Origin of the sequence: Agarivorans sp. 1_MG-2023 (assembly GCF_030548385.1) — a bacterium.
GTDB lineage: Bacteria > Pseudomonadota > Gammaproteobacteria > Enterobacterales > Celerinatantimonadaceae > Agarivorans.
In genome coordinates, this window is record NZ_JAUOSJ010000007.1 from 31,167 (window position 1) to 45,522 (window position 14,356).

15 protein-coding genes are annotated in these 14,356 nt (G+C 43.2%); 14 read left to right on the plus strand and 1 reads right to left on the minus strand.

What is annotated here, in order from left to right; genetic code table 11:
• Positions 1-190: 190 nt before the first annotated feature.
• The 8 genes from rpmH (at position 191) to Q4592_RS11670 (ending at position 7,249) form a co-directional block, all read left to right on the plus strand.
• Positions 191-325 (plus strand): 50S ribosomal protein L34, encoded by a 135-nt coding sequence (gene rpmH / locus Q4592_RS11635; protein WP_016400276.1) that lies wholly within the window; start codon positions 191-193, stop codon positions 323-325.
• Between the two features lie 4 nt (positions 326-329).
• A complete protein-coding gene (rnpA, locus tag Q4592_RS11640) occupies positions 330-683 on the plus strand; it encodes a ribonuclease P protein component (RefSeq protein WP_137673572.1) in 354 nt (117 codons plus the stop codon).
• Positions 653-907: a membrane protein insertion efficiency factor YidD gene (yidD, locus tag Q4592_RS11645; RefSeq protein WP_137673571.1), complete on the plus strand. Its 255-nt coding sequence runs from the start codon at positions 653-655 to the stop codon at positions 905-907. Before rnpA ends, yidD begins: the two co-directional genes overlap by 31 nt.
• Before the next feature lie 8 nt (positions 908-915).
• Positions 916-2,556 (plus strand): membrane protein insertase YidC, encoded by a 1,641-nt coding sequence (gene yidC / locus Q4592_RS11650; RefSeq protein WP_303513122.1) that lies wholly within the window; start codon positions 916-918, stop codon positions 2,554-2,556.
• 87 nt (positions 2,557-2,643) lie between these two features.
• Positions 2,644-4,008 (plus strand): tRNA uridine-5-carboxymethylaminomethyl(34) synthesis GTPase MnmE, encoded by a 1,365-nt coding sequence (mnmE, locus tag Q4592_RS11655; protein ID WP_303513124.1) that lies wholly within the window; start codon positions 2,644-2,646, stop codon positions 4,006-4,008.
• Positions 4,009-4,265: 257 nt separating this feature from the next.
• Positions 4,266-4,826, plus strand: coding sequence for a GbsR/MarR family transcriptional regulator (locus tag Q4592_RS11660; protein WP_303513126.1), 561 nt, complete (start codon positions 4,266-4,268; stop codon positions 4,824-4,826).
• A 30-nt stretch (positions 4,827-4,856) separates the two neighbouring features.
• Positions 4,857-6,248 carry a cytochrome ubiquinol oxidase subunit I gene (locus Q4592_RS11665; protein ID WP_303513127.1) on the plus strand — a complete coding sequence of 464 codons (1,392 nt, stop codon included), beginning with the start codon at positions 4,857-4,859 and terminating at the stop codon, positions 6,246-6,248.
• A complete protein-coding gene (locus Q4592_RS11670; RefSeq protein ID WP_137673540.1) occupies positions 6,245-7,249 on the plus strand; it encodes a cytochrome d ubiquinol oxidase subunit II in 1,005 nt (334 codons plus the stop codon). Before Q4592_RS11665 ends, Q4592_RS11670 begins: the two co-directional genes overlap by 4 nt.
• A 58-nt stretch (positions 7,250-7,307) precedes the next feature.
• On the opposite strand, the gene Q4592_RS11675 is transcribed toward Q4592_RS11670, so the two are convergent.
• Positions 7,308-8,030: an oligogalacturonate-specific porin KdgM family protein gene (locus Q4592_RS11675; RefSeq protein WP_303513131.1), complete on the minus strand. Its 723-nt coding sequence runs from the start codon at positions 8,028-8,030 to the stop codon at positions 7,308-7,310.
• Between the two features lie 156 nt (positions 8,031-8,186).
• Between Q4592_RS11675 and Q4592_RS11680 the strand changes: the two genes are divergently transcribed.
• From Q4592_RS11680 to Q4592_RS11705, 6 genes are all read left to right on the plus strand, one after another.
• Entirely contained in the window at positions 8,187-9,065 is an 879-nt protein-coding gene (locus Q4592_RS11680) for a LysR family transcriptional regulator (RefSeq protein WP_303513132.1), read from the plus strand.
• Between the two features lie 194 nt (positions 9,066-9,259).
• Complete coding sequence (gene mioC, locus Q4592_RS11685; RefSeq protein WP_303513136.1) at positions 9,260-9,703, plus strand: FMN-binding protein MioC; 444 nt, start codon at positions 9,260-9,262, stop codon at positions 9,701-9,703.
• 366 nt (positions 9,704-10,069) lie between these two features.
• Positions 10,070-11,959, plus strand: coding sequence for a tRNA uridine-5-carboxymethylaminomethyl(34) synthesis enzyme MnmG (gene mnmG / locus Q4592_RS11690; RefSeq protein ID WP_303513138.1), 1,890 nt, complete (start codon positions 10,070-10,072; stop codon positions 11,957-11,959).
• A 9-nt stretch (positions 11,960-11,968) separates the two neighbouring features.
• Positions 11,969-12,595: a 16S rRNA (guanine(527)-N(7))-methyltransferase RsmG gene (gene rsmG, locus Q4592_RS11695; protein WP_303513140.1), complete on the plus strand. Its 627-nt coding sequence runs from the start codon at positions 11,969-11,971 to the stop codon at positions 12,593-12,595.
• An 11-nt stretch (positions 12,596-12,606) separates the two neighbouring features.
• Complete coding sequence (locus Q4592_RS11700; protein ID WP_137673534.1) at positions 12,607-13,398, plus strand: ParA family protein; 792 nt, start codon at positions 12,607-12,609, stop codon at positions 13,396-13,398.
• A gap of 17 nt (positions 13,399-13,415) precedes the next feature.
• Positions 13,416-14,336, plus strand: a complete 921-nt coding sequence (locus tag Q4592_RS11705) for a ParB/RepB/Spo0J family partition protein (protein ID WP_137673533.1) — start codon at positions 13,416-13,418, stop codon at positions 14,334-14,336.
• Positions 14,337-14,356 lie beyond the last annotated feature (20 nt).

Consider the following 14,356-nt stretch of genomic DNA (forward strand, 5'->3'; position numbering starts at 1 on the left):
AGGAGCACTATAATGCCGCCCAAGATCCAAAGGATCTTTTGAAAAAGAGTATTTAAGATTAAGCGATATTTCGTTTGACTTAGAAGTGGCGAATGATTAGAATTTCGCCTCTTTTTTACCCGGTGCGCCTACCATTTTGGTTAATTGCACCGACTGTACAGTAAAAAACTAGCTAGCAAGAGTAATAAATATGAAACGTACTTTTCAACCAAGCGTATTAAAGCGTAAGCGTAGCCACGGTTTCCGCGCTCGCATGGCAACTAAAAACGGCCGCCAAGTTTTGGCACGTCGTCGCGCTAAAGGTCGCGCAAGTTTGTCTGCATAATTAAGTGCAAAGACAAACTTTTGGCAGGGAGTTACGTTTGTTAACTCCCATGCATTTTAAACACGTATTCTCCAACCCCGTTCGTGTGGGTACTCCTCAACTCACCATCCTTGCAAAAACCAATACTCTCTCTCATCCTCGTTTGGGTTTAGCTGTTTCCAAAAAAAGTATTAAACTCGCTGTAGGTCGTAATCGTATTAAGCGTTTAGCAAGAGAAAGCTTTCGTCTGCATCAGCATCAATTACCTGCAGTAGACATTGTGGTTATTTCCAAGAACGGTATTTCAGATTTAAGTAATCAAGAATTGATGAAGCTTCTGGAGAAATCATGGCGAAGACTAACGCGCCGTTGCGAATAATCGCAATTATGCCGATAAAGGCTTATCAATATGTGATAAGTCCACTACTTGGCCCGCGCTGCCGATTTACGCCATCGTGTTCAGACTATGCGATTGAAGCAATTAATTTGCACGGTGTGATAAAAGGTTGTTGGTTAGCAAGCCAACGTCTATTAAAATGCCATCCTCTACATCCTGGCGGACACGATCCGGTTCCAGGTTCCGAAAAAACAAATAGTGATTAACTAATATTATGGAATCTCAACGCAATTTACTGATAATTGGGTTGCTGTTTGTAAGTTTTCTTATATATCAGCAATGGCAAAAAGACTACGGCCCACAGCCTGTAGTAGCAACTGCCACCAATACTGTTAACGCAACTGGTGCGAATGCAAATAGTGATGTGCCAGCCAGTGCATTATCTCACGACGATTCAGACTTAACTCAAGCCACTTCGGCGGGTCAGTTAGTCACTGTAACGACAGACGTATTAAAACTTAAAATTAGCGCTCAAGGCGGTGATGTAGTAAGTGCTGAGCTATTGGCTTACCCAATAGAAGAAGACTCTGCAGACCCGTTTGTGCTACTTGAAGAAAACCCGAATTTTACCTACATCGCCCAAAGCGGTTTGATTGGTCGTGATGGTCCAGACGCCAACGCCAACGGTCGCCCTGTTTATCAAGTAAGCAGCGACAGTTTTGAAATGACCGATGGCAGCGATGAATTGGTAGTAGCCTTTACTTACCAAGACGAAAACGGCAGTAGCTTTACTAAAAGCTTTACCCTTACCCGCGGTAGCTACGACGTTAAAGTAGATTTTGATGTGACCAACAATGGTGACAACGCTTTAAGTCTGCAACTTTACAGCCAAATTAAGCAAACCGAAAAAGAGCATAGCTCTAGTATGGTAATGCCTGTTTACCGCGGTGGCGCATACTCAAGTGAGTCTACGCGCTACTCTAAGTACAGCATCAAAGACATCAAAAAATCTAACCTAAGTGAAACCACTACAGGTGGTTGGGTTGCCATGATGCAGCATTACTTTGTAACGGCTTGGCTACCAAATGCTGGCGACACCAATCAACTGTACTCTAACAGCAACAATGGTTTTGTGTTCATGGGTTATAAAGCTCCTGTACAAACCGTTGCGCCTAGCCAAAGTGCTAAGTTAAGCAGTGCATTGTGGGTGGGTCCTAAGCTTCAAGAACAAATGGCTGAATCAGCTAAGCACCTAGATCTTACTGTAGATTACGGTTGGTTATGGTTTATTGCTCAACCGCTATCTAAGCTGCTTAAGTTCTTCCATAGCTTTGTAGGCAACTGGGGTGTAGCTATTATCCTGATTACCTTCACCGTTAAAGGTTTGTTGTACCCGCTAACTAAAGCGCAATACACCTCAATGGCGAAGATGCGTTTGCTACAGCCAAAAATGGCAGCACTACGTGAGAAGTATGGTGACGACCGTCAGAAAATGTCGCAAGGCATGATGGAACTCTACAAGAAAGAAAAGGTTAACCCCTTAGGTGGCTGTTTCCCTATCTTGCTGCAAATGCCTATCTTCATTGCATTGTATTGGTCATTAATGGAAAGCGTAGAACTGCGTCATGCACCGTTCTTTGGTTGGATTACCGATTTATCGGTTCAAGACCCGTTCTACATCTTGCCAGTGCTAATGGGTGTGAGCATGTTCTTCATTCAGAAGATGTCTCCAACTACGGTTGCTGACCCAATGCAGGCTAAAATAATGCAATTTATGCCTGTTATCTTTACCGTATTCTTCTTATGGTTCCCAGCTGGTCTAGTACTTTACTGGCTAATGAGTAACGTGGTAACGCTGATTCAGCAAACCATTATTTACCGTAACCTAGAGAAAAACGGCCTGCATAAACGCTAAGCACAAAGTTTAGCTACAATGCTAAAATGCCATTCAGTGAAAACTGAGTGGCATTTTTTTTGACGCATAATTTCAGAGAGAGTCAGCATGAATTCAAATGATACGATTGTGGCCCAAGCCACTGCACCTGGTCGTGGCGGCGTAGGTATTATTCGTGTATCCGGTCCCTTATCACAACAAGTGGCAGAAAAATTATTGGGTAAATGCCCTGCTCCTCGTTATGCCGACTACCTAGCGTTTAAAAACCTAAAAGGCGATACCTTAGACCAAGGCATAGCTTTGTACTTTAAAGGGCCAAACTCCTTCACCGGCGAAGATGTATTAGAACTACAAGGCCACGGCGGCCCAGTAGTGATTGATATGCTAATCCGCGAAATAAGCCAAATAGACGGATTGCGAATGGCCCGCCCAGGTGAATTTAGTGAGCGGGCATTTCTCAACGATAAGCTCGATTTAGCCCAAGCAGAAGCCATTGCAGACCTTATTGAAGCTACCAGTGAGCAAGCCGCTAAAAGTGCCTTACAATCGCTACAGGGTGAATTTTCTAACAAGATTCACAGCTTGGTAGAAAACGTCACTCGCTTACGTATTTATGTAGAAGCTGCCATCGATTTCCCAGAAGAAGAAATCGACTTTTTAAGTGACGGTAAAGTTCAATCCGACTTACACGCGATAATCAATGAGCTAAGTACTGTTCAAGCGCAAGCACGCCAAGGTTCGCTATTACGAGAAGGCATGCGGGTAGTTATTGCGGGTAGGCCAAATGCGGGTAAATCAAGCTTACTGAATGCCTTAGCAGGCAAACAAGCCGCCATTGTTACCGACATAGCCGGCACGACTCGTGATGTATTGCGCGAGCATATCCATATTGATGGCATGCCTTTACACATCATTGATACCGCTGGTTTGCGAGAAGATGCTGACGTAGTAGAGCAAATTGGTATAGAGCGCGCCTGGGAAGAAATCAATAATGCTAATCGGGTATTGTTTATGGTGGATGGAACCACCACCGAAGAATTAGATCCCGTGAAAATTTGGCCTGAATTTGTAGCAAAACTGCCCACCAATATAGGCATGACTGTAGTTCGTAATAAAGCCGATGTAACAGGTGAAAGCTTAGACGTAGTCATGGATCATGGTCACCCGGTGTATAAACTCTCCGCCAAAACTGAACTTGGTTTAATAGAACTAAAAGACCACCTAAAAGAATGCATGGGTTTTCAAGGCAATATGGAAGGGGGCTTTATGGCTAGGCGCCGACACCTTAATGCCATAGAGCTGGCCTCTGAGCACCTGGATAATGGTAAAACCCAGTTAGAGGTTTACCAAGCTGGCGAGCTATTGGCTGAAGAACTGCGATTGGTTCAGCAACATTTAAGTGAAATTACCGGTGAGTTCAGTTCAGACGATCTACTCAGCCGCATTTTCACTAGTTTCTGTATCGGAAAGTAACCAAAGTTAGTAAACACTCACATTCGTTAAGGGCTTTATAAATAAAGCCCTTTAATCAAAAATATAAAATAAAAAACAACTACCAAGCCCCATTACCTAACTATCCTATCAACGTTTTAAGCATTCACTAAAACTAAGCTCAAGCGACCTCACAGTTTAATAATTCCGCATCAATTAAGACTAAAAATATTGACTTAAATCAATTTTGGATTAAAGTTTCACTGTTTTCTGAAAGTTCAATAAAAGGAATTTGTCGCGTGCAATTATCAGAGAAGAGCCAAGCCTTTGTTCTCCACTTTGGAGAAATGGGCAGCCGTTGGGGATTCAATCGTACCGTAGGCCAAATACTGGCTTTGTTGGTGATTAACCAGCACCCTTTGCACGCCGAACAAATTATGCAACAACTTGGCATTAGCCGCGGCAACGTGAGCATGGGATTAAAAGAACTGCAGTCTTGGCGTTTAGTTAAACTTAGTCATCAAGCAGGTCAACGTCGTGAATTTTTTACTGCCGCCGGTTCTATTTGGGAAATGGCCAGAACCGTATTTGAAGAGCGCAGTAAACGCGAAGTGGATCCAACCCTTTCCTTATTACGTTCTAATTTATTAGAAACGCCAGAAAACGAAGAAGACCAGTTTACCCAGCAAAAGATGGAAGAGATCCACGACCTGCTCGAGTTAATCACCCAATGGTCATATGCACTCAATACCATGAACCCAGACAAACTACAGAGTTTGATGAAGATGGGCTCTGGTATTAGCAGAATTTTGGAATTAAAAGACAAAATCGTTGGTAACAAAGGATCTGCCGCCAGCTAATGAGATTATCAACCTTAACGAGGCTAAACCATGCTTGATGCCCTAATGCTCTCAAGGATACAGTTTGCTGCAAATATCAGCTTTCACATCCTGTTTCCCACCATCACCATTGCGATGTGTTGGTTCCTAGTTTTTTTTAAAGTTCGACACGACATGACCGGCAATCCGGTATGGATGCGCGCTTATCGCTTTTGGGTAAAAGTCTTTGCGCTCTCTTTTGCGATTGGAGTCGTAAGCGGTATTACTATGTCATTCCAGTTTGGTACTAACTGGCCTGGCTACATGGAAACCGTAGGTAACATTGCTGGCCCATTACTAGGTTACGAAGTACTCACCGCCTTTTTCTTGGAAGCCACCTTCTTGGGCATTATGTTATTCGGCATAAAGCGAGTACCCAATAAGGTACATACCTTAGCGACTGTTTTAGTCGCGGTAGGCACGAGTTTATCGGCCTTCTGGATCCTAGCGCTAGATTCGTGGATGCAAACGCCAACCGGTTTTGAAATGCGTGATGGCGTCGCATTTCCAACCGACTGGGTAGCCATTGTATTTAACCCTTCATTTCCTTACCGCTTAACTCATATGTTAATTGCGTCTGGCTTAACGGCATCGTTCTTTATTGCGGGCATTTCTGCTTATCGCATATTGAAAGGTGATGTAAAAAAAGCCCCTCGCCTAACCTTAAAAATCAGCTTGCTGGTGGCCGCAGTATTAGCGCCAACTCAAGCTTTAGTCGGTGATTTTCATGGCTTGAATACGCTTGAGCATCAGCCAGCAAAAATAGCGGCCATTGAAGGTATTTGGCATACCGAGAAAGGCGCGCCCTTATTGTTGTTTGCATTGCCAGACGAAGAAACCAAAACCAATAAATACGCGATTGGTATTCCTAAACTGGCCAGCCTAATTTTAACCCACGAACTAGACGGTGAGTTAAAAGGCCTTAACGAGTTTGAAAACGAACATCCGCCAGTAGCTCCGGTATTTTGGAGTTTCCGAGTCATGGTTGGCTTAGGTTTACTAATGTTGGCACTAAGCTGGTTTGGTTCTTACCACATGGTTCGCAAAGGCAAAATGCCTAACTGGATGCTCAAGGTACTAGTGGCCACCACGTTCTCTGGTTGGGTTGCTACGCTGGCAGGTTGGTATGTAACCGAAATAGGCCGCCAGCCTTGGTTAGTCACCGGTGTTTTACGTACCGAAGATGCAGTAACGTCATTGCCCGCTTCAAACGTTGCCTTTTCATTGGCGCTATATTTAATCGTTTATACCTTTTTGCTGATTGCCTATATTCACACGGTATTCTTAATGGCACGAAAAGCGATTAAAGAAGAAGAGTTTGAAACCAATGAACCCCAACCAGACGGTAATTTAACTAATATTAATAATCCGCAAGACACTACTGAAGGGAGTGCCAAAGCATGATGGACGCTTACTGGTTGCCGGTAATTTTCATCGGTTTAATGGGCCTGTCGGTTCTTATTTACGCAATACTCGACGGTTATGATTTAGGGGTAGGTATTTTACTGCCTATGGGCGAAGCCGATGAAGCGCAGCGCGATACCATGATTGCGTCAATTGGCCCATTTTGGGATGCCAACGAAACATGGCTAGTACTGGCCGTTGGTATCATGCTTATCGCCTTCCCTGCTGCCCATAGCATTGTGCTTTACCATTTGTATATTCCGGTGGCGATTATGCTGATCGGACTTATTATGCGTGGCGTAGCCTTCGACTTTAGAGCTAAAGCAGCGGTAGACCATAAGTTAGCCTGGGATCGTACTTTCAAAGCCGGTTCTATCCTCACAACATTAGCTCAAGGCTACATGTTAGGTTTATATGTAATGGGCTTTGAAGGAGGCGTAACCACTCACTTATTTGGCTTATTAAGTGGCTTAGGTGTTACTGCGGCCTATAGCTATATTGGCGCGGCATGGTTGGTAATGAAAACCGAACACCAACTACAACAGCGGGCCGTTACTTGGGCAAAACTTACTGGCCGCTTTTGTTTAGTTGGCGTGATTGCAGTATCAATAGTAAACCCACTAGTTAACCCTGGTGTATTTGATCGCTGGTTTGATTTTCCACTGGTGATGTTTGTATTGCTGATCCCAGCCCTATGTTTCACCGCATTTTTGTTTAATGACTTTTTATTGGGTCGTTTACCGAAATCAGACGATCGCCATTGCTGGGTACCATTTTGCCTAGTGATGCTTATTTTCTTACTGTGTTTTAGCGCACTGGGATTCAGCTTCTTCCCCGATGTTGTACCGGGTCAAATGGACGTATGGGAAGCAGCATCGGCACCGGAATCTTTATCGGTGATTTTGATTGGAGCACTAATTGTAGTGCCAGTGATTCTGGCTTATACCGCTTTTTCATATTGGGTATTTAGAGGTAAAGCTACCTCTCTTAACTACCACTAAGTTACTAACACAAACAAAAAGAGCGCCAATTGGCGCTCTTTTTTTATCAGGATAAACCTTAAAACTTCATGCTTACGCCAAGTTTGATTTGGCTATCATCTTTAATAGGAGAACTATCGTAGCCGGTACTATCGAAGTTTTTCTGCGTGTATTGAACGTAAGGCTGATAACTGCCTAAGTTAGTAAGAAACACTCTGGTTTCTAGTTCATTCACCTTCAGGTTGTTGTTTTTGTGTTCAGCGTTTGCATCTTTATTGATGTAGTTAAAAGATATACCAACGATATCGCCAGCCCAACCCGCGGTTAAATCGGTACGGTTAGTTTTCACATCACCAAGCTCGGTCTTACTAAAACCATTATTTTGCGTATCCTCATAACGGTAACGGGCAGCGACAAAAATACCATTATCAAAGTTATAACCACCTTTTAAGGCAAACTTACCAGTATTTGCATCATTCGCTACATTACGGGTGTATTCAGCACGCGGTTGAACATAAGCGTTACCAAACTTGTAGGTGTAATCGGCAGCGAAGGTGGCTTCATGTAAACCAGACTCGTGCTGGTTTTCACCATAAGGGCGACCACCCAAACGGCTTTTTGCTTCAACATCAAAACCAAACTGACCATAATCAGTATCAAACTCATAACCACCTTTTAGAATACCCAGGTGCGGACCATTTCGATTACTCTCGGCAGCAACTTCACCACGAATAGCGTCTGCGGCAGCAAACTGACTAAAAGCAGCAAGAGAAAGTGTTGAAGCAACTATAATTTTTTTCATTTTGGAACCTTTCAGTAGATTTTTACTAAAACATCCGTGCATCGCTGAGTATCAGTAACATACTCACAAATATATCCATCGGCGCTATGATGATGAGATTGGGCAACCTGAACAAATCAGACTGTGTTAGCTTTTATTAACAGAGAGATCGACAACATGAACCTGCAAGCCATTGAAGCATTTGTACTGAGTCATCAGCTGGGCAGTATTTCTGCCGCAGCTAAACATATGCAAAAGAACCGCGCCCAGTTAAGCCAATGGATCAGTAATCTAGAAATAGATTGGAACGTTGAATTGTTTACCCGCAGCGGCCATAAACCAGTGCTCAGTGAACAGGGTTTAAAAATGCTGCCTTTGTGTGAGCAAATGCTTAAAGCGCAAAACCATCTTAGTCAGCAAGTAGAACAGATAGCACAGCAAGGGTGTTTTAGATTAAACCTAGGAGTAAGTAGTTTTTTACAAGACAGTACCGTAGCTAAAATACTAAGTCGATTTAATCACGCTTATCCCAATGTTGATTTAAAAATCTTTCAGCGTCGCGACGAACTGCTACTTAATTGGCAGGGCCCTAAACTCGATTTAGCCATTTGTTTTTACCGAGATGCCTTTCCCAATGACTACACCATAGAACCACTTTGCGAAATGCCGCTAGTGGCGGTGTGTTCTGCAACTCATCCACTAACAAAAGAAAAGTCCCCGAATCTGCAACAAGTACTTAGTTACACTTGGGTAACTATTCTCGCTTCATCTAATACCCAAGTGTGGGATCCAGACAGTATTCAACGACAAATTGAAGTAGAGCAACACTCACTCGCAATAGAACTATGCCGACAGGGAGTAGGCGTATTTGTAGGCCAACAGCAGCAGCTCATCCCCTATATCAAATCTGGCGAGCTTAAAGTGATTGCGCATAACGACGCCATTGCGAATGAACAGTTGGGGTTAATTTACAGCAAACACGCGAGTCCAAACCCAACACTTCAGGCTTTAATCAAAGTGTGTAAGGCAGAATTCAACAACGAGTCCTCGGCTTAAGTCGTTAGTTTGTGAACAAGTATTTATTCACACCTTAAAAAGGGGATCACTATTGTCTTTGCTGGATTAGATTCAATATTGGAATAGTTCCACGTGAAACTATCAACAACTAGATCACAGCTAACACGCAGCTAGTTAATTCAGTCATGATCACGTTACAATGGTTAAAACCTCTGCTGTTAACAGGATCGTAAGTGGATATAGAGATTATTGTAGGTTCAACCTTAGGTTCAGCTGAATACGTAGCCGATGAGCTAGAAGCACTACTAAAAGATGACCATCAGGTAAAAATTCATCTAAATGCTGAATTTTCTGAGTTAAATCCAAGTGCTTTTTGGCTAATTTGCAGCTCAACGCATGGTGCAGGTGATGTACCAGACAATTTGCAGCTTTTTTTCCAACACTTACTTGAACAACAACCCGATCTTTCAACGGTGTCTTACAGTGTTGTAGCAATAGGGAGCAGTAGCTACGATACTTTTTGTGGTGCAGGCAAAGATCTTGACCAACAAATGGAAAAACTAGGCGCAAAATCCTTAAAACCACGCTTAGAAATAGACGTAGACCTTGAACCTGTACCCGAAGAACCAGCAGCTTTATGGTTAAAAAGCTGGAAAAATGAACTTATTCAAACCTAAACTCTGTGGATAAGCATAGGGATTAGCTATTAATTTACTATAGTTATTCCTATGGATAACCTTTACCTACTATTCATCTGTGGATAAGTGCTAATTTAGATCCCAGCTTGTCCCCCGTTTAGATCGCTATCCGTCAACATGATCTGATCTAATCTAAGTTAATGATCTAAAAGTTAAAAAATGACTTATCTACAGATCAGGCCGATCCTAATAGTAGATCTAATAAAAGATCTTTAAAAAAAGATCTTATATATATATTAAGAGATCTACCCTTGATCTAATTCTGATCTAAGCATTCCCTTATCGTCACTTAACCAGTAAAATATCGCACCCTTTTGGGATCTGCTTGGTTTGAGGTAATAACACATGTTCTATAAACAACAATACGACGTCATTGTGATCGGTGGTGGTCATGCCGGTACAGAAGCTGCAGCGGCAGCTGCGCGTATGGGACAAAATACCTTATTGCTTACTCATAACATTGAGACCTTAGGTCAGATGTCATGTAACCCAGCCATTGGTGGCATTGGTAAAGGCCATTTAGTCAAAGAAATTGACGCCTTAGGCGGCTTGATGGCGCAAGCTGCAGATTTAGCTGGGATCCAATTTAGAACCTTAAATTCGTCAAAAGGCCCAGCAGTTAGAGCCACCCGCGCACAAGCAGATCGCGTATTGTATCGAGCAGCTATTCGCGAACGTTTAGAAAACCAAGCTAACTTAACTATCTTTCAGCAGTCCTGTGACGATTTGATCGTAGAAAACGACCAAGTGGTAGGGGTAGTGACTCAAATGGGCTTACAGTTGCGCGCACGCAGCGTAGTACTCACTGTAGGGACCTTTCTAGGTGGTATGATCCACATTGGTTTAAATAATCATGCTGGTGGCCGAGCAGGCGATCCACCGTCGATCGCTTTAGCGCAACGTTTACGCGAATTGCCATTGCGTGTTGATCGCTTAAAAACCGGTACGCCCCCACGTATTGATGCCCGTAGTATCGACTTTAGCCAAATGCAACCTCAACCAGGTGATACCCCAACACCAGTATTTTCGTTTATTGGCAAACAAAGTGATCACCCACAGCAGATCCCTTGTTATATCACTCATACTAACGAATCTACTCACGATATTATTCGTGGTGGTTTAGACCGAAGCCCTATGTTTACTGGGGTAATCGAAGGTATTGGGCCACGTTATTGTCCGTCTATCGAAGACAAAGTTACTCGATTTGCAGACAAAAATTCGCATCAAATCTTCATTGAACCTGAGGGCTTAACCACTCACGAGGTTTACCCAAATGGCATCTCAACCAGCTTGCCGTTTGATGTGCAGGTTGAGCTAGTGCACTCGATGAAAGGGCTAGAAAATGCCCATATCACGCGTCCAGGCTACGCCATTGAATACGACTTTTTCGATCCTAGAGATTTGAAACAAAGTTTAGAAAACAAATACTTAAAAGGTTTGTTCTTTGCTGGGCAAATTAACGGAACCACTGGTTACGAAGAAGCCGGTGCTCAAGGTTTAATTGCTGGTGCAAATGCAGCATTGTTTGCTCAAGGTAAAGATTCATGGGCGCCACGTCGCGATCAAGCCTACATGGGCGTATTGATTGATGATCTCGCCACATTAGGCACCAAAGAACCTTACCGAATGTTCACTAGCCGTGCTGAATACCGCTTGTTATTACGCGAAGATAACGCCGATGTACGTTTGACTGAACAAGGCCGCGAACTAGGCTTAGTTGATGAGCATCGCTGGCAATTATTTAACACCAAAATGGAAGTGGTTGAGCAAGAACGGCAGCGTTTAAAAGACACGTGGGTACACACTAATTCGACTCAATTGGATCAATTGAATCCAATGTTGAAAAACCCGATCAATCGCGAGCATTCTTTAGAAGAATTGATCCGCAGACCAGAGTTAACTTATCAACAACTTATGCGTATTGATGGTTTTGGACCAGGAGTCGATTTACCCGCAGCAGCGGAACAAGTAGAAATTCAAATTAAGTACGACGGTTACATTAAGCGTCAACTTGAAGAAATTAAGAAAACCCAAAAACACGAAAACACCCTGCTGCCTATCGATCTGGATTTTTCTAAGATCAGTGGTTTATCAAACGAAGTGGTCGCTAAGCTAACTAATTCTCGCCCAGAGACCATTGGTAAAGCCGCGCGTATTTCAGGTGTTACTCCAGCGGCCGTATCGCTATTATTGGTTTATTTGAAGAAACACGACTTAGCGCGCAAGTCGGCTTAGGATGATCGGGTGTTAAAATCTCGCTTACAGGGTTTATTAGCCCAAACGACCTTACAGCTCACCGAGCTGCAAATATCTCAACTGGTTACTTTGGTTGAGCAACTCGATAAATGGAACAAAGCGTATAATCTTACGTCGGTAAGAGATCCTATGGAGATGATGGTAAAACACATTCTCGATAGTTTAGTGGTGAGCCCTCACTTACAAGGTGAACGTTTTATTGATGTGGGAACGGGGCCAGGTTTACCCGGTTTGCCGTTAGCCATTATTAATCCTGATAAACAGTTTGTATTGCTCGACAGTTTAGGTAAACGCATTACTTTTATTCGCCAAGTAAGCCACTTGCTTAAACTAGAAAACGTGACTGCAGTGCAATGTCGAGTAGAAGATTACCAACAAAACCTCGAATTTGATGGCGTAATAAGCAGAGCCTTCGCTTCTTTGCAGGATATGCTGAGTTGGTGTTCTCACCTACCGGCAAATAGTGGTAAATTCTATGCCTTAAAAGGCTTAGTGCCTGAACAAGAACTAGAAAACCTGCCTGAAGGGCTAAACTTACACAGTATCGAGAGTTTATCGGTTCCCGAACTTGAAGGTCAGCGACATCTAGTTATTATTGATAAAAATAACCCTTAGGCGAAAATATTGTGGGTAGAGTAATTGCGGTAGCCAACCAGAAAGGTGGCGTAGGAAAAACAACAACCAGCGTAAATTTAGCGGCGTCAATGGCGGCCACTAAACGCAAAGTCTTGTTAATTGACCTTGACCCACAAGGGAATGCCACCATGGGCAGTGGTGTAGATAAATACGAAGTACCAAAAACAGCCTACGAATTATTGATTGATGAAGAACCTATCGATCAAGTGACCGTTAAAGATACCAGCGGCTTTTTTGATTTAGTGGCAGCCAACTCTGATGTGACGGCTGCTGAAATAAAATTAATGGAGTTCTTTGCTCGCGAAGTGCGACTGCGCAATGCACTAGCACCTGTACGAGACTATTACGACTACATTTTCATTGATTGTCCGCCCTCGCTAAACATGCTTACCGTGAATGCAATGGCCGCAGCAGACAGTGTGCTGGTGCCAATGCAATGTGAATACTATGCTTTAGAGGGCTTAACGGCTTTGGTAGATACCATTAGTAAGTTAGCCTCGGTAGTAAATCCAGATCTACAAGTTGAAGGGATTCTTCGAACTATGTTTGATCCTCGTAATCGTTTGTCCTCAGATGTGAGTGATCAACTTAAACAGCACTTTGGTAAGAAAGTTTACCGTACTGTGATCCCAAGAAATGTACGTTTGGCCGAAGCGCCTAGCTTTGGTAAACCAGCCATGTATTATGATAAAACATCAAATGGTTCTAAGGCTTACCTCGCTTTAGCCGGTGAAATTATTCGCCGACACGAAGAAGAAACCGAAGCAGTGGTTGTCGATTAATGAATACGGATAAAGACATGTCAGCGAGAAAACGTGGATTAGGCAAAGGTTTAGACTTATTACTGAGTACCAGTAATAACGCTCGTCAACGCCAAGTTGAAGAAGATACAAAAGCCGATTCTAATCAACAAACCGTTGATCAAAACCGCGGAGATTTACGCAAATTACCCATTGAATGGCTACGTCCTGGAAAATACCAGCCGCGTAAAGACATGTCGGCAGAAGCCCTTGAAGAACTTGCCCATTCGATTGAAGCACAAGGTGTTATTCAACCTATTGTGGTTCGAGAGTTGGGTGAAAACCAGTTTGAAATTATTGCAGGAGAGCGCCGCTGGCGTGCTTCACAGCAAATTCACCTGCATGAAGTGCCTTGTTTAATTAAGAACGTTAGTGATGAAAATGCAGTGGCTATTGCGCTGATTGAAAACATTCAACGTGAAGACCTTAACGCCATGGAAGAAGCGGTGGCGCTAGATCGCTTAATGACCGAGTTTGAGTTAACCCACCAACAAGTGGCTGAAGCTGTGGGGAAATCACGTACAACCGTGACTAACTTATTGCGCTTAAATAGCTTAGACGAAGACGTAAAAATCTTACTGGAGCATGGCGACATTGAAATGGGTCATGCTCGTGCGTTGCTGGCGTTAAGTGGCGAAACTCAAGCTGAAACGGCTCGAAATGTGGCAGCCAAAGGCCTAACGGTGCGCGATACTGAAAAGCTAGTTAAGACTGTTTTGAACCCTAAAGCACCTAAACCCGAAGCTAAAGTTGATCCAGACATTAACAGACTAGAGCAAAGAATAAGCGAACGGTTAGGGGCTGGCGTTAAAATCCAACAAAATAAGAAAGGCCAAGGAAAACTGGTTATTGATTATGCTAATTTGGATGAGTTAGATGCTATTTTGGCGCTCTTCATCGATTCTGATGAAACACTTTAGTTTTTATAAACTATCTTCGC

Coding starts and splice junctions, on each gene's coding strand:
- rpmH (WP_016400276.1), top strand. CDS start 191: ATGAAACGTACTTTTCAACCAAGCGTATTAAAGCGTAAGCGTAGCCAC.
- yidD (WP_137673571.1), top strand. CDS start 653: ATGGCGAAGACTAACGCGCCGTTGCGAATAATCGCAATTATGCCGATA.
- yidC (WP_303513122.1), top strand. CDS start 916: ATGGAATCTCAACGCAATTTACTGATAATTGGGTTGCTGTTTGTAAGT.
- mnmE (WP_303513124.1), top strand. CDS start 2,644: ATGAATTCAAATGATACGATTGTGGCCCAAGCCACTGCACCTGGTCGT.
- Q4592_RS11665 (WP_303513127.1), top strand. CDS start 4,857: ATGCTTGATGCCCTAATGCTCTCAAGGATACAGTTTGCTGCAAATATC.
- Q4592_RS11670 (WP_137673540.1), top strand. CDS start 6,245: ATGATGGACGCTTACTGGTTGCCGGTAATTTTCATCGGTTTAATGGGC.
- Q4592_RS11675 (WP_303513131.1), bottom strand. CDS start 8,030: ATGAAAAAAATTATAGTTGCTTCAACACTTTCTCTTGCTGCTTTTAGT.
- Q4592_RS11680 (WP_303513132.1), top strand. CDS start 8,187: ATGAACCTGCAAGCCATTGAAGCATTTGTACTGAGTCATCAGCTGGGC.
- mnmG (WP_303513138.1), top strand. CDS start 10,070: ATGTTCTATAAACAACAATACGACGTCATTGTGATCGGTGGTGGTCAT.
- Q4592_RS11705 (WP_137673533.1), top strand. CDS start 13,416: ATGTCAGCGAGAAAACGTGGATTAGGCAAAGGTTTAGACTTATTACTG.